We start from the raw sequence: 14,915 nt of genomic DNA, 5'->3' as shown, positions 1-14,915 counted from the left end.
CTGTTGAGAGACTTTCTTATTTGTATTGATTTTCTATTTCAATTATTTCGTTGTTCCACCAGGAATAATTCATTGCTAGATTGGAATGGTAATTCATTTCACGATGACTTTTGGTAGATGAAATAAAAAATTCGGCACTCAATTTTGATGAGTTCATGTTAATTGTTTCAGCATCAGGAACCGGGTTGCGTTTCGAATGCGACCCAAATAGTAAAATATTATGAGCGATTGGAATAATTATAAGTGACTCTTTGTCTCTTTGAAAAAATGAAGGCAAAAAAGTTTGATATTGTACATCCATCTCAAGAACACAAATATCACCTAATATTAATGAATTTTTGTTATAAAGTAATAAATCCCAATACATATTATTATACTTGGCAATTCTTAAAGACATATCCTCTTTTAAAAACTTACTTAGATTGTCGTTATGCAATAAATCCGCATTGACATCTATATGTTCTATCATGTCTCGCATGAGTTGAGATGTTGTATTAGAAAAAATGTCTATACATGAATTGGCAATAAATGGGAACATTTCCATTGATTGTTTTATTATAATATTTTGCATTTTTTGATTCGATTTTCCGCAGATGCTTTCTAACTCTTTGCGTATTTTATATTCAAGTTTGATATTAATTAGGTTACGATTTTTGTTTATGTGATCATTGATAATGCTAGAACACTTTTCATGGTCAGATAATACTCTTTCACCCATTTGAAATAAACTTGTAATGGCATCTTTAGATACTAAGCGTGTATATCTTGTTCGAATTATCATGTGTTCAACAAATCTAAGAATGCTTGGCAAATCATGAGACGTAATTTTTTTATTAAATTTTATTTTGTTGATACTTGAACTAAGTTCTCCTTCTAGCTTTGTTATAGTCTCATCAAGGGTACCAATGCCAGGTTCTCCATAAAATTTCTTAGAAAAACCTATTGTCGATATATTTCTTTCAATTGGTTCTTTGTGTTTTAAAAATTGCCACGAAAAGAATAATTTCTTTTTTACTTTAGAAGAAAATCCTTTAAGTAGGAACTTAGGGATATAATGTTGTCTAATTCCAGCCATACAATAATTAAGTCTGAATTGCTAATAGATGCGGTAATCGGTATCCAAATAAAGTTTAGTCGATAAACACATAATTTCTTGTCTTCCTAACAGCGTCATTTTAAACGCTTTTCCACATTTTCACAACAGGGTTTAATGTGAGATAAGTTTACACCTAATTTCTTCAACGCATTCCTCACTGCTGCTTCGCAGGCGACTGTCTCATTCTTCGCGGGTTTATGCTTGAAAGTGTAAGCGACTCCTGGGCATTTCCTGGTCAACCTCCGGACCACCCCTTTAACCTCACGTAGATCAGCTAAAAGAGTATGAAGCCATTCAACAAGTTTTTGTTGGTCATTTAACGTAAACACAAGGCCTTTGTATGATTCCTTTGACTCACTAACGTCACTATCATTTTGTTTAGCATAAGTTCGGCGTTGGACCTCTAATAGATATACAATTTTTCCATATAATGTTAACCTAATAACAAGTACACCCCTAGGTATTCGGGAATTCACATCATAGTATATCCAATTTTTTGTACTAACATTGATTCTTTCGTCATCTTCGCTGAAGGGTTCCAAAGCAATAAGTTTTGGTTCTGGATTATTTTTAAATTCGTCCTCGAATGTGAACCATTCGGCTGCCTGAATAACATCTGATTGGCTTTCTTTCATGTGGAGAACGGCGTTCCACATATCTCGCAATATTCCTTGAGAATCCATAATGCTAGCACGGGCATAGATTAACGCTACGCCGATGCCTTTGCCTGAGCCATATGATTCTCCTGTCGAAAATAAAGTCTCATCGCCTTTCTTTACAGAGTAGGTTGCAGATCTATCTTTCCTATTGTGCCGTACATCAATAACTTTCCGAGGTTCACCTAAAACTTTAAAATCCTCATCTTCAATTTCAATTGAAGATGACGCATGATCCGGCTCGTCATTGCTGGTTAAATCTATGATATGGGGTAGATTGCGCAGATTTTTGAAAGATACTGTCTTCTTGTCATATTTGTCGGCATCAGAGTTAGCCGTTTCTGTTACCTTGTTAGAATTTTCCCTATCACGAAGAATAGTATCGCCTTTTGGATGGCTGCAACCTAATACTCGAAGGCCAAGAAAGGTGTTTCCTCCATTGATACGAATTCCAGCAACGTATAGCTGCGCATTTCCCGTAAACCAAGGAGTAACCTGAATGAAAGCTAAGGGATTATTAGCTTGGAATACCGCCTCAAATTGGGCATAGATGCTCTTTGCTGCTTGTTGAGCATAATGATCGTACAGGGCATGAGCGAGAAATACCACGTCATCGTTACGCAGTCGCATAGCCAGCTTAACAGGCCATGTATTGGGCTGTGCAGGCTCTTCGATCGGTTTAAACAAACGTTCTTTTGCTTGTTCCCATGGGTATGTTGCCAAGATCCGCTTAACTTCGGCAGAATGTCCATAGCAGCGGAAGAAAAACTCTGTGCATGGTATCAACAAATTACGACGGCTGGGAAGGCTGAAATCTAGCAGATAGTTTTGGTCAGGAGAGTAAGTGAGAGGATATTCGTTTTTCGGAATGGGATTTATGCGATTTTCGTTATGAACTAAATTATACGGAGATACAATTTTCCACCCATGGTCTGGATAGAATGAGACATCGAATATTTCCGTATGATAATCTACATCTGCAATATTAATCCCATCTTGCCAAACCGAACCGATACGAAACAGTCCGAGATGGGTAAGCGCAACTTTTTGGACGATGGTGTTGCGTAAATTATCATTATCATCGAGCCAACGAAAAAAGATAGTAACCATCGGAACGGAACTTGCTTTAGGATTTTTGGTGATCCCCCCGTACCACCAGACTACCATTCTCCTCCCTGGAAACTTATTTAAGGTTGTTTCTTTGATGATCGTCTTGGGCTCGCGGAGATTCAATCTCATGTTGCACTTCCTGAGAGGCGTCTATCTCCATGTCTGTCGCAGCAATTTCTGCAATGTCGCAGCAATTTCTGCAAATGACACCCTCCGCCGATCAGTCCGGCGTCGGAGATGGTGTGGTGGGGTGAACGGAAAGGCCGGGTGACCACCAAGGGCTGGTTTTTGGTGAGCATCCCGGCGACGCTGTAGACCTTGGTCACCTCGAGGGCTTCCTCGAATTCGAGGGCCGGCAGAATGGAGGGCAGTCGCTTGGCCAACATGGTCTTGCCGCTGCCCGGCGGTCCGAGAAAAAGCAGATTGTGGTTGCCCGCCGCGGCGATTTCAATGGCCCGCTTGGCGTGTTCCTGCCCTTTGACCTCGCTGAAGTCCAAGGGTGACAGATGACGATTTTTCCAGAGTTCGTCCAGATCGCAGGCAGCCGGAGGGATTGCTTCCTCGTCCAGCAGAAAACGTACGGCCTGGGACAGGCTTTGCGCTCCGTAGACGGAAAGTTCCTTGACCACCGATGCTTCCTGGGCATTGTCCGCGGGAACGATCAAGCCGCGCGCTCCCATGGATCTGGCCTTCAGGGCCAGCGGCAGGATTCCGGGAACCGGCTTGAGTTCCCCGGTGAGGGACAGCTCCCCGGCCAGAAAATAGCCCTGAACCTGTTCCTGGCGGAGGACTTCGATGCCGGCGAGAAGTCCCACGGCCAGGGGCAGATCGTAGGCGCTGCCTTCCTTGCGCATGTCCGCGGGAGCAAGGTTGATGGTGACTCTGGCCGGCGGCAGCTTGTAGCCGGTATTCTTCAGGGCGGCAAATACGCGCTCCTTGCTTTCCCGAACCGCTCCCTCTGCAAGCCCGACCATGGTGAAGGAAGGCAGACCCTGGCGGGCAAAATCCACTTCCAGTTCCACATGGAACGCTTCGATGCCCATGAGCGCGGTGGTGGCGATTTTGGCCAGCATGCGACTCCTTGGATAGGGTTGATAAGAGCTGGAAGGGTGCGAACCTTCTCTGCGGCGTCGGCGGCTCGCGACGTGAATCCGAAGTCTATTCCAGAAGTTTCCCGATGCGATTCAGGCGGGGACCGCCGTCCGCTTCCCAGGACCAGTAGATCCGCCAGGCCTTGCCTCGAATCCGGTCCCGATCCACGAAGCCCCAAAATCTGGAGTCCAAGGATTCGTCGCGATTATCGCCCAGAACAAAGTACTTGTCCTCCGGCACCTTGATCGGACCGAAGCTGTCCCGCGGCTTGATGATCCGGTGCGGATCGCTGTGCTGAACGTACGGCTCGTACAATTCGCGTCCGTTCACCAGGACATCCTTGTTGCGCACCTCCACGATATCGCCGGGAAGTGCGATGATTCGTTTAATGAAGTCCTTGGGACAGCTTTCGTCGGCATATCCCTGAAATGGGAGATTGCAGTCCAGCCATCTCCCGGGTTCATCCGTCAGACTCGGGACATCCTGACCATAAAGAAAGACGATGATGTCGCCGCGTTCGGGATCGTTCAGGTCGATTGCGGTTCCGACAAAGGGAATCTTGACGTCATAGGCGAACTTGGTAACCAGAAGATGGTCGCCGATGAGCAGCGTGTCCATCATTGATCCGGAAGGGATCTTGAATGCCTGAACCACGAAAAAGCGGATCAGCAGGGCCAGAACCAGGGCAAACAGGATGGCTTTGAGGTATTCACCCACCGTGGCCATCAGGGATTTGGGCATGAAGAATTACCTGTTGCAGCGGCTGATTCGCAAATCAGCCTGAAAATTCGGAGAAGACCGGTATCTTGGCATGGCGCGAGTTCTACTCGATCTGCTTGCCGAAGCGGTCCCAGCGCACATCGCTCAGGAACCAGCGCGGGCTGGCGGACCAGTAGATCCTCCAGGCCTTGCCCCTGATTTGCGATCGGGGGACGAATCCCCAGAATCTGGAATCATGGGAATTGAAACGGTTGTCGCCCAGGGTGAAATAGTGATCGTCCGGGACGGTTTCGGGACCGAAATGCACGCGGGTCGGGCCGGGATGGAGCGTCAGGTAGGGTTCTTCGACGCTTTCGCCGTTGATGTACAGGTTTTCGTCCCGAACTTCGACGACATCACCGGGTACCGCCACCACGCGCTTGATAAAGTCCTTGGAGGGGTCTTCAGGATAACGGAAAACGATCACGTCCCCACGTTCCGGGTCCTGCAGGGAGAGGATGCTCCAGTCCGTGAAGGGCGCCTTGATGTCGTAGGCGAATTTGGTCACGAAGAGGCGGTCGCCGATCTGCAGGGTTTCCAGCATCGAGCCGGAGGGAATCTTGAAGGCCTGAATAATGAACGTGCGAATGATCAAGGCCAGAATCAGGGCAATGATCAAAGCTTCGGAATATTCTTTGAGAATTGTCTGCCAACGGGGGTTCATGGATGCTCCTTTTCCTAATCCTTGCGTAGTACGGCCAGAAAGGCTTCCTGGGGGATGTCGATGTTGCCCATGCGTTTCATGCGCCTTTTGCCTTCTTTTTGTTTTTCCAAGAGCTTGCGCTTGCGGGTGATGTCGCCGCCGTAGCATTTGGCGGTCACGTTCTTGCGCATCGGGGCCACGCGTTCCTTGGCGATGATGCGTTGCCCGATGGCGGCCTGAATCACCACCTCGAACAGCTGTCTGGGAATGACGGCCCGGAGACGGCTGGCCAGTTCGCGCCCCTGGGCATAGGCCTTGTCCTTGTGCACGATGATGGACAAGGCGTCCACTGTCTCGGAGTTGATAAGGATGTCCAGCTTGACCAGCTCCGAGGGTCTGAAATCAATGAACTCATAGTCCAGCGAGGCATAGCCGCGGGTTACGGACTTGAGACGGTCGAAGAAATCGTAAACGATTTCCGCGAAGGGCAGTTCGTACGTCACGATGACCCGGGTGGAGGAGAGAAAGCGGAGGTCTTTCTGGGTGCCCCGGCATTCCTCGCACAAGGCCAGCACGGCGCCGAGATAGTCGTTGGGCACGTGGATTTCCATGTGCACATACGGTTCGGCGATATGGTCGATCTTGTTCAGAGGCGGCAGCTTGCTGGGATTGTCCACGGGAAGGGTTTCCCCCTCCAGGGTTTTGACCTGATAGATCACCGAGGGAGCGGTGACCAGCAGGCGGGCCTGGAATTCCCGCTCCAGACGTTCCTGGATGATCTCCATGTGCAGCAGGCCCAGAAAACCGCAGCGGAAGCCGAAACCCAGGGCATGGGAGGTTTCCGGTTCAAAGGTGAACGCTGCGTCATTGAGCTGCAGTTTTTCCAGGGAATGCTTCAATGTGCCGTATTCGTTCGGCTCCACGGGGTACATGCCGCAGAATACCATGGCCGTGATTTTCTTGAATCCGGGAGCGGGGTTGGACGTGGGGTTGTCCGGATCGGTGATGGTGTCGCCGACCCTCGCGTCCGTGAGAATCTTGATGCCGGCACAGAGAAAGCCGACTTCCCCGGGCCCCAATTCTTTCAGGGCAATGGGTTCCGGGGAAAAAACGCCGAGCTTGGTGACCTCGAAGCGGGCCTTGGTGGAGTGGAGCAGAATATCCTGGCCGAGCTTGATCCGTCCGTCCACGACCCGGAACAGGACGACAACGCCCAGATAGGTGTCGTACCAGGAGTCGAAAATCAGGGCTTTCAACGGAGCGTTGACATCCCCCTTGGGCGGCGGCAGGTCCGTGATGATCCGTTCCAGCACAGCGGGCACGCCCTGGCCGGTTTTGGCGCTGATCAGCAGGGCATCCTTGCAGTCCAGGCCGATGATCTCCTCGATTTCCGCCTTGATGCGATCCGGTTCCGCGCTGGGCAGGTCGATTTTGTTCAGAACCGGGATGATTTCCAGGTTGTTTTCCAGGGCCAGATAGGCATTGGCCAAACTTTGCGCCTCAACCCCCTGGGACGCGTCCACCACCAGCAGGGCCCCTTCGCAAGCGACAAGGCTTCGAGAAACTTCATAGCTGAAGTCCACATGGCCGGGGGTATCGATCAGGTTCAGCACGTACTCCGAGCCATCGTTGGCTTTGTAGGGAATCCGGACACTCTGGGCCTTGATGGTTATGCCCCGTTCACGCTCCAGATCGAGGCGGTCCAGATACTGCTCCTTCATCTGTCGGTCGTCCACAAGCCCGGTCGCCTGGAGAATGCGGTCGGCCAAGGTGGATTTCCCGTGATCGATGTGCGCGATGATACAGAAGTTGCGAATGCGTTGCTGGTCAATCATAATGAGTTTGATTCCTTATCGTGCAAAGTCCGCCGGGGCAAGCAGAGTCAGGCCCTTGAGATAATCTTCGGCGATAATAACGTCCAACGAAACCCGTGAACTGCGGCAAAAAGAGGGAGCTTGGGGCTGAAAGAGCCCGGCCAAAGAAAAAGAACAACTATTGTAACTGCTCAGCACTTTCAGGAGAGGACTGAAGTGTTCCGGTTTGTCTCGATTTTTTCGGCATCGCCTGTCTGACTGAGCCGGGATTCGTTCATCGAACCATTGCCGAACGCCCGTAGCGCCGAATGAGATTTTTTCGAGCATGCCGGTGAAGGTCGGCACTGTCGCTACCCAGGTCTTTTCTTTGGCACTGCCGAGCAGTCACGAAAAATTCGTTGCAACACGGAAAAGGCCGCTACCTTCGGCAACGGCCTTTTCCTGGGTATTTCCGGGTTTGTCAAACCTGATCCATCGGTTCCGTGATTTTTTTCAAAACATGGCAGGTGTCAATAGCCTTCCCTTTCGGCAGGGCATTGGTATTGGTGTTGCCCCTTTACTCCTACAGACCCGTACTGGGCAATGGGATGTGCTTTTGAAACCAAATTTCGCTATTCCTGCGACTGCGTTGAGACAATCAAAAGAAAAGGTTCCCGTCCGAAATTTCCGGACGGGAACTGTGAATCGTTTGGTAAACGGCAATAAAGTGAAACAGGCTTTCTTGTCTACGACGTTCCCAATAAAAATCTGATTTCGTCGTCGGTCAGGGCGAACATCACCGAGGGTTTGGGTTTATGTGTTCCCCGCCGATCAGTATGATCCCGGCGATCCTTGCCCGACCGCAAGGTGTAAGGGCAATCCGGGCATATGCCATTGCGGCATTCTTCGGGAAGCTGAAGATCCGGAAAAGCGCGCCGTTCACCCATCTGTCGCCTGTCCAAGCCGCTTCTGCGGTCTGATCTCCGTCTTCTATCCATTCCGGGAGCCTTTCGAGGAGTTTCCTCCATGCCGCAAACCCACAGTGCTGGCTTCTCCATTGCTGATCATCCTATGATTTTTGGGGAAGTTCATTAAAACTTCCCGCATATTGAAGCTGTCAATCAAGGAGATCACCAAGGCGGAAGCCGCTGTCAGGCTAATGCGTATGCGGTTGATGCTCTTCCTTGAGCAGACGTCGGGACAACGGCATCACGTCCGTTGATTGAACACAAAAGATTTCCTCCCGGACTCCGACGGTCAGGGCATGGCACAGGACTTCGTCCATGTGTTCGACGGTAACGATCTCCAGGTCCTTGAGGATGTTTGCCGGAACTTCCTTCAGATCCTTGGCGTTGTCCGCGGGAATGATCACCTTGGAGATCAGGCCGCGGTGGGCCGCCAGAAGCTTTTCACGCAAGCCCCCGATGGGCAGGACACGTCCGCGCAAGGTGATCTCCCCGGTCATGGCCAGATCGTTGCGCACGGGCAGGTTGAGCAGGGCCGAGGTCAGGCTGGTGGCCAGGGTGATGCCCGCGGAGGGACCGTCCTTGGGAGTGGCGCCCTCGGGAACGTGGATATGGATGTCAATTTCCTTGTAGAAATCCGATTTCAGTCCGAACAGGTCGGAACGGGAGCGGACATAGGTCAAAGCGGCCCGTGCCGATTCCTGCATCACATCCCCGAGCTTGCCGGTGATCTCCACCTTGCCGCTGCCGGGCATCAGCGAAACCTCCACCAGCAACAGCTCGCCGCCAAGTTCGGTCCAGGCCAGGCCGGTGGCCACGCCGGGCTGCGACTTCTCCTCCCGCTCCCCGTATCGAAACTTGGGCACGCCGAGATAGGTGGCAACCATGCTTTTGTTCACCAGCACAGGCTTGTCCGAGCGTCCCTCCTCCACGACCTTGCGGGTGACTTTTCGGCAGATGGATGCCATTTCCCGCTCCAGGTTCCGCACGCCTGCCTCGCGGGTATAGCGGCGGATGATTTCCAGGATGGCGCCCTCGGAAAAAGATAAATCAGAATTCTTCAACCCATGCTGCGGCAGCAGACGCGGCATCAGAAAGTCCTTGGCGATTTTCATCTTTTCCACTTCCAGATAGCCGGGCAGACGAATGATCTCCATTCTGTCCTGCAGAGGGCCGGGAATGGAGTGCAGCGTGTTGGCCGTGGTGATGAAGAACACCTTGGATAGGTCATAATCCAGGTCCAGGTAGTGATCGCTGAAGGCATAATTCTGTTCCGGATCAAGAACTTCCAGGAGTGCTGCCGAGGGATCGCCCCGGAAGTCCGTGCTCATCTTGTCCACTTCGTCCAGACAAAAGACCGGATTGTTGTTTTTGACCCGGCGCAAGGACTGAATGATCTTGCCGGGCATGGCCCCGACATATGTTCGCCGGTGGCCGCGAATCTCGGCCTCATCCCGGACGCCGCCTAGCGAAATGCGGACGAATTCACGGCCCATGGCCCTGGCCACGGATTTGGCCAAAGAGGTTTTGCCCACTCCGGGCGGCCCCACAAGGCATAAGATCGGCCCCTTGATCTTCTCCACCAGGCTCTGCACGGCCAGGTACTCCAGGATGCGCTCCTTGGGCTTTTCCAAGGCGTAATGGTCTTCATCGAGGATCTCCTGGGCCGCTTTCAAATCCAGCGTTGTCGGTTCGACGGTGTTCCAGGGCAAATGCAATATCCAGTCCACATAGTTGCGGACAACGGTGAATTCCGCGGAGGAAGGCGGCATCTGGCGCAGTTTTTTGATTTCCTTGGCGCATTTTTCTCTGGCCTCGTCGGGCAGATTCTTAACCTCAAGCTGCTTCAACAGTTCGTCGACTTCCTGGCCTGATTCCTCCTCCCGGCCCATTTCCTTCTGAATGGCCTTGATTTGCTCGTTGAGGTAGAAATCGCGGTGATTGCGTTCAATCTGCTGTTTGACCCGGGACTTGACCTTCTTTTCCAGGGAGACCAAATCAATTTCCTTGAGCAGCAGTTCGTAGGTTTTCTCAAGACGGACGAGAGGATCCGGCTCTTCCAGGGCAGCCTGCTTTTCCGGGAAAGGAACCTTGAGGTGGGGCATCACGCTGTCCGCCAGACGCCCTGGCAGGTTGAGAGATGCGATAGCGGCCATGGTTTCCGGTGCAATTTTTTTGTTCACCTTGGCATATTCATGCAAGGATTCCTGAACCGCGCGAACCAAGGCCATGGCTTCGGGCGATTCATAATCCTCGCTGGGAACGCCCTGCGCCAGAACCATGGGGCAACCGGGATCCACTTCCTGAATGCCGTGCTCACGAGACCACTTGGCACGGTACAGGCCTTCAAAAAGGACCTTGATGGTTCCGTCCGGCAATCGGAGCAGTTGCAGAATGCGGCTGACCGTCCCCAATTCGTAGAGGTCGTCCTGGCTGGGTTGCTCGGCCTCGGGGTTGTTCTGGGTGACCAGGAAAATCTGCTTGTCAAATTTGTTCAAGGCGCGCTCTATGGCCTTGATGGACGTTTCCCTTCCCACGAACAAAGGGACAATGGACCGTGGAAACATGACCACTTCCCGGAGCGACATCATGGGCAGGCGTATTTCTTTCACGAAGAGCGATTGGTCGTGTATTGATTTTTCAGACATGGCTGATCCTTTTCGGATGATTGTATCGGATGAGAGCGGGTTGTATCGAATTGCTCAGAAGAAGGTGTTGCGAGATAGGTAAGATTATCGGGACAACCTGAGCAAAAGGATAGGTAATCTTGAAAAGGAGATAAGCTACGGAAGGGCAATGTCAATGTAGCGGCCGCACAGGCGCGGCCGCTTGTCAGAACTTGAACTCGTCGGCAATGAACGAATTCATTTTAGATGAAGCGGCGATTTCAGGCTGTCTTGGCTTCCTGCTCGTAAATCAACAATGGTTCCGACTCGTTTTCCACCACGGACTTGTTGACCACGCATTCTTTTACACCTTGAAGAGACGGCAGGCGGTAGGATGTGTCCAGCATGATGCCTTCCAGTACGTTGCGCAGTCCGCGGGCTCCCGTCTTTCGTTCGATGGCCTTTCGGGCAATGGCCCGCAAGGAGTCCTGGGTGAACCGCAGCCGAACGTTCTCCATCTCGAACAATTTTTGATATTGCTTGACCAGGGCGTTCTTCGGTTCGGTGAGAATCCGCACCAGATCGTCTTCCTTGAGGTCCTGTAGCGTTGCGAGAATCGGCAACCGGCCAACAAGTTCAGGAATGAAGCCGAACTTGATCAGATCCATGGGTTGCACGTGCTGCAGCAGCGAACAATCCGGAGTTTCGGACTGCTGTGACAGACAGGCGCCGAACCCCATGGCTTTGGTCTGGGTCCGATGCTGGATGATCCGCTCCAGGCCGATGAATGCCCCTCCAACGATGAACAAAATATTGGAGGTGTTCATGCGGATGTATTCCTGCTGCGGGTGTTTACGACCGCCCTTGGGCGGGATGTTCGCTTCCGTTCCTTCGATGATTTTCAACAAGGCCTGCTGAACGCCTTCTCCGGAAACATCCCGAGTAATGGATGGACTGTCCGCTCTTCGGGCGATCTTGTCGATTTCATCGATGTAGATGATTCCCTTGGAAGCGGCTTCAATATCGAAATCCGCGTTCTGGAGCAGCTGGACCAGAATGTTTTCCACATCCTCGCCCACATAGCCGGCTTCCGTAAGGGTGGTGGCGTCGGCGATGGCAAAGGGAACCTTGAGAATGCGGGCCAGGGTTTTGGCAACCAGTGTTTTACCGGAACCCGTGGGACCCATCAACAGGATGTTGCTTTTGTCCAGTTCCACGTCGCTGGACATCTGGGATGCGTAGAAAACCCGTTTGTAATGGTTGTGGACGGCCACGGACAGAATTTTTTTGGCCTGATCCTGGCCGATGACAAATTCATCCAAAAGTTTGTGCAGTTCGGTGGGGGTCAGAAGTTTTTCGTCCGCACCCTCCGTGGACATGTCATCCTGGGTAATGATTTCGCCGCACAAGGTGATGCATTCATCACATATATAGACGTCGGGACCGGCGATAAGCCGGCGCACCTGTTCCTGATTCTTGCCGCAAAAAGAGCAGCACAGTTGCGGATGCAGGTTTTTTTTCTTGGCCATGAATACCTCTCGTTGCAGATATGTAACTGCTCGGCAACATGCCGGGCATGCTGGACCGCGTGGGCTGTGAAACGCGGAGTTCAGTTCAAGCAGAAAAGTATGTGGAGCCCAGTAAGCAGCTACGCGGGTGTCTTCAGTTGGACCCGGGAAGCGAGAACCTTGTCGATCAGGCCATAGGCCACGGCTTCCTCGGCACTCATAAAATAATCGCGTTCCGTGTCGTGGCGAACTTTTTCCATCTCGGCGCCGGTATGGTCGGCCAGAATCTCCGTGAGTTTGGCCTTCAAGCGGATGATCTCCCTGGCCTGGATGTCGATATCCGTGGCCTGTCCCTGAAAGCCGCCCATGGGCTGATGGATGAGGATCCGGCTGTTGGGCAATGCGTACCGCATCCCTTTGGAACCGGCCGCAAGCAGCAGGGCGCCCATGCTCGCTGCCTGGCCGAGGCACAGGGTGGCCACGGGAGAGGAAATATATTGCATGGTATCGTAGATTGCCAGGCCCGCCGTGACGGAACCGCCCGGCGAGTTAATGTACATGTTGATTTCCTTTTCCGGATTTTCCGATTCCAGAAAAAGAAGCTGCGAACACACAAGGTTGGCGACGTTGTCGTCAATGGGCGTTCCCAGAATGAGAATCCTGTCTTTCAAAAGACGGGAGTAGAGGTCGTAGGCTCGCTCGGTCCGCCCTGTTGTTTCTATGACTATCGGCACGCCCATGGGCATGATTTGTCCTCCTGGATTGGAATGGTCTCCCGGAAGTCAAGCCCGGGAAAAAATATGGTCATTGGCATTGAAAGTCAGCTTTTCGAACCGAAGGTAATTAGCAACTAAAATGCCAATGGCAAGCCGGAATGTGCAGATGGGCATGGCGTCCGCCAGATTGGCAGAACTTGCGGATTGGCAGACTGGATCGGATGCCATGCTCCATTGTGTTTTAGACGCGTGGAAGACCAATTGCAGTTGGCCGGAAAGTGGACCCGAAAAGACTATTCCGCGGGCTTTTCTTCGCCGGCATTCGCCTGATCCTGGGCGGGAGTCGCCTCCACTTCCGTAACCTTGGCCTTGGAGTAAATGAATTCGATGGCCTTGTCGGACAGGATGCGATCGGTAACGGCCGGCATCAGGTTGTTCTGTTCGTGAAAATGCTTCAGCCCCTGGAAATCCTGGCCGGTCTTCTGGGCCATATCCCGGAAGAAGGCATCCTGTTCCATGGGAGAAACCCGGAAACCTTCCTTGGTGGCCACGGCAAGCAGAAAAAGCTGTGACTTGACCAGACTTTCGGACTGTGCCCTGAACTGCTCCCGGATCTGCTCCATGGGCATGCCCATGGCCTCGATATTCTTGCCTATCCGCTCCAGACGGTTCTTCATTTCCATGACCATGCGGTCGATCTGGTCGTTGACCATTGATTCGGGCAGTTCAAAATCCACCTGGGAAGTCAGGGTGTCCAGGATCTTCTTCTGGGCCGCGGACTTGTTCACCTGGTTGCGGGTTTCCAGATATGATTTCTGGATGGCCTCCCGCAGCTGTTCCATGGATTCGAATTCGCCCGCCCGCTTGGCAAACAAGGCATCAAACTCGGGAAATTTCTTCTGCTTGATTTCCTTGAGGGTGACATTCATCGTAACGGTCTTTCCGGCAAAAGCTTCATTCAGGAAGTCGGGCGGAAAGGTTATTTCGGACTCCGTGTTCTGGCCAGCCTTCAGTCCCTGGATCATGGACTCAAAGGCCGGCAGGGCGCCTCCCTGTCCCAGTTCGATCTGGAAATTTTCGGCCTTGACTTCGTCAATCGGCACCCCCTGGTCGAAAGCTTGGAAATCCACCACGACCAAATCTCCGTCCTGAGCGGGGCGATCTTCCTCCAGGGGGACGATTTCAGCCATGTTGTTCCGGATGCGATCCAGAACCTTTTGCGTTTCGACGTCGCTGGCAACCGCTTTTTCCTGTTCCACGGCAATGCCTTCATAGGGCGGCAGTTCGAACTGCGGCGCGATTTCAAAACTGATGGTGTATTCAAACGGCTGATCCCGGACAATAAGTTCCGAATCGACGTCGATCCGGGACAACGGCGTAACGCCAAGTTCATTTATCACTTCATTGATATGGCAGTTGATCAGATCATTGGTTGCTTCATCGTAGATCTTTTTCTTGAACATGCCTTCAATAATCGAAGCGGGCACCTTGCCCTTGCGGAATCCCTTGATCTCGGCATCCCTGCGATAGAGAGCAATGGCGACGGCCAGGGCTGAATTGACTTCTTCCGGCGGGGTGACGATCTTCACGGTCCGTTTGACCGATGACGGTTCAAGTACTTCATATTGCATGACTGACTTCCTCCTTGGAGATGAATGGCATGTGGGGCAGATACTGCTGCCGTGCAATGTTTTTATTGCAAAAAATACAGGTATATTTCATGCCTCCTCCAGGGGAAAAGGCATATACCTCGTCGACAGGACGAAAAAGGGCTAATCCATAGCAATTAGTCGAATATATCGCAATGATCAGGTGGAATAACGGGAAATGGGGATTCCGGAGCGGTTTAGGCGGGAGAACCAAATGAGTAACTTCTCGTCATTTTCAGAATAGAACTGGGGTGTTCCGGATTGTTTCGATTTCGGCATCGCCTGTCTGACTGAGCCAGGATTCGTTCATCGAACCATTGCT

Annotated in this window: 11 protein-coding genes; 1 reads left to right on the top strand and 10 read right to left on the bottom strand. The window is 51.8% G+C overall.

What is annotated here, in order from left to right:
- Positions 1 to 16 precede the first annotated feature (16 nt).
- The 6 genes from ACYQ15_RS12075 to lepA all read right to left on the bottom strand — a co-directional run bounded on the left by ACYQ15_RS12075 (position 17) and on the right by lepA (position 7,191).
- Positions 17 to 1,075: a DUF4238 domain-containing protein gene (locus tag ACYQ15_RS12075; protein ID WP_459937762.1), complete on the bottom strand. Its 1,059-nt coding sequence runs from the start codon at positions 1,073 to 1,075 to the stop codon at positions 17 to 19.
- A 95-nt stretch (positions 1,076 to 1,170) separates the two neighbouring features.
- On the bottom strand, positions 1,171 to 2,991 hold the full coding sequence (locus tag ACYQ15_RS12070; RefSeq protein ID WP_459937761.1) for a hypothetical protein: 1,821 nt from the start codon (positions 2,989 to 2,991) through the stop codon (positions 1,171 to 1,173).
- Positions 2,988 to 3,935 carry a YifB family Mg chelatase-like AAA ATPase gene (locus ACYQ15_RS12065; RefSeq protein ID WP_459937760.1) on the bottom strand — a complete coding sequence of 316 codons (948 nt, stop codon included), beginning with the start codon at positions 3,933 to 3,935 and terminating at the stop codon, positions 2,988 to 2,990. Before ACYQ15_RS12065 ends, ACYQ15_RS12070 begins: the two co-directional genes overlap by 4 nt.
- An 85-nt stretch (positions 3,936 to 4,020) precedes the next feature.
- Positions 4,021 to 4,695: a signal peptidase I gene (gene lepB / locus ACYQ15_RS12060; RefSeq protein WP_459937759.1), complete on the bottom strand. Its 675-nt coding sequence runs from the start codon at positions 4,693 to 4,695 to the stop codon at positions 4,021 to 4,023.
- Between the two features lie 82 nt (positions 4,696 to 4,777).
- On the bottom strand, positions 4,778 to 5,377 hold the full coding sequence (gene lepB, locus ACYQ15_RS12055; protein WP_459937758.1) for a signal peptidase I: 600 nt from the start codon (positions 5,375 to 5,377) through the stop codon (positions 4,778 to 4,780).
- 14 nt (positions 5,378 to 5,391) lie between these two features.
- Positions 5,392 to 7,191: a translation elongation factor 4 gene (gene lepA / locus ACYQ15_RS12050; RefSeq protein ID WP_459937757.1), complete on the bottom strand. Its 1,800-nt coding sequence runs from the start codon at positions 7,189 to 7,191 to the stop codon at positions 5,392 to 5,394.
- A gap of 304 nt (positions 7,192 to 7,495) precedes the next feature.
- On the opposite strand from lepA, the gene ACYQ15_RS12045 reads away from it, so the two are divergent.
- Positions 7,496 to 7,921, top strand: coding sequence for a hypothetical protein (locus tag ACYQ15_RS12045; protein ID WP_459937756.1), 426 nt, complete (start codon positions 7,496 to 7,498; stop codon positions 7,919 to 7,921).
- Between the two features lie 384 nt (positions 7,922 to 8,305).
- Here the strand turns inward: ACYQ15_RS12045 and lon are convergent, their stop codons facing one another.
- The 4 genes from lon to tig all read right to left on the bottom strand — a co-directional run bounded on the left by lon (position 8,306) and on the right by tig (position 14,575).
- The gene (gene lon / locus ACYQ15_RS12040) at positions 8,306 to 10,762 is read right to left on the bottom strand and encodes an endopeptidase La (protein ID WP_459937755.1); all 2,457 of its coding nucleotides are present in this window, start codon (positions 10,760 to 10,762) and stop codon (positions 8,306 to 8,308) included.
- A 239-nt stretch (positions 10,763 to 11,001) separates the two neighbouring features.
- Positions 11,002 to 12,249: an ATP-dependent Clp protease ATP-binding subunit ClpX gene (clpX, locus tag ACYQ15_RS12035; RefSeq protein WP_459937754.1), complete on the bottom strand. Its 1,248-nt coding sequence runs from the start codon at positions 12,247 to 12,249 to the stop codon at positions 11,002 to 11,004.
- A 119-nt stretch (positions 12,250 to 12,368) separates the two neighbouring features.
- A complete protein-coding gene (clpP, locus tag ACYQ15_RS12030) occupies positions 12,369 to 12,968 on the bottom strand; it encodes an ATP-dependent Clp endopeptidase proteolytic subunit ClpP (RefSeq protein ID WP_459939581.1) in 600 nt (199 codons plus the stop codon).
- Between the two features lie 269 nt (positions 12,969 to 13,237).
- Positions 13,238 to 14,575 carry a trigger factor gene (gene tig, locus ACYQ15_RS12025; protein ID WP_459937753.1) on the bottom strand — a complete coding sequence of 446 codons (1,338 nt, stop codon included), beginning with the start codon at positions 14,573 to 14,575 and terminating at the stop codon, positions 13,238 to 13,240.
- Positions 14,576 to 14,915: the final 340 nt, after the last annotated feature.

Source organism: Desulfonatronum parangueonense, from assembly GCF_054656975.1.
Note: the sequence above shows the minus strand (reverse complement) of the source record. Positions and strands in the feature narration are given on the sequence as shown.

Bases quoted from the DNA above. Each gene is read 5' to 3' on its own strand.
- ACYQ15_RS12075 (WP_459937762.1), bottom strand. From the start codon at position 1,075: ATGGCTGGAATTAGACAACATTATATCCCTAAGTTCCTACTTAAAGGA.
- ACYQ15_RS12070 (WP_459937761.1), bottom strand. From the start codon at position 2,991: ATGAGATTGAATCTCCGCGAGCCCAAGACGATCATCAAAGAAACAACC.
- ACYQ15_RS12065 (WP_459937760.1), bottom strand. From the start codon at position 3,935: ATGCTGGCCAAAATCGCCACCACCGCGCTCATGGGCATCGAAGCGTTC.
- lepB (WP_459937759.1), bottom strand. From the start codon at position 4,695: ATGCCCAAATCCCTGATGGCCACGGTGGGTGAATACCTCAAAGCCATC.
- lepB (WP_459937758.1), bottom strand. From the start codon at position 5,377: ATGAACCCCCGTTGGCAGACAATTCTCAAAGAATATTCCGAAGCTTTG.
- lepA (WP_459937757.1), bottom strand. From the start codon at position 7,191: ATGATTGACCAGCAACGCATTCGCAACTTCTGTATCATCGCGCACATC.
- ACYQ15_RS12045 (WP_459937756.1), top strand. From the start codon at position 7,496: ATGCCGGTGAAGGTCGGCACTGTCGCTACCCAGGTCTTTTCTTTGGCA.
- lon (WP_459937755.1), bottom strand. From the start codon at position 10,762: ATGTCTGAAAAATCAATACACGACCAATCGCTCTTCGTGAAAGAAATA.
- clpX (WP_459937754.1), bottom strand. From the start codon at position 12,249: ATGGCCAAGAAAAAAAACCTGCATCCGCAACTGTGCTGCTCTTTTTGC.
- clpP (WP_459939581.1), bottom strand. From the start codon at position 12,968: ATGGGCGTGCCGATAGTCATAGAAACAACAGGGCGGACCGAGCGAGCC.
- tig (WP_459937753.1), bottom strand. From the start codon at position 14,575: ATGCAATATGAAGTACTTGAACCGTCATCGGTCAAACGGACCGTGAAG.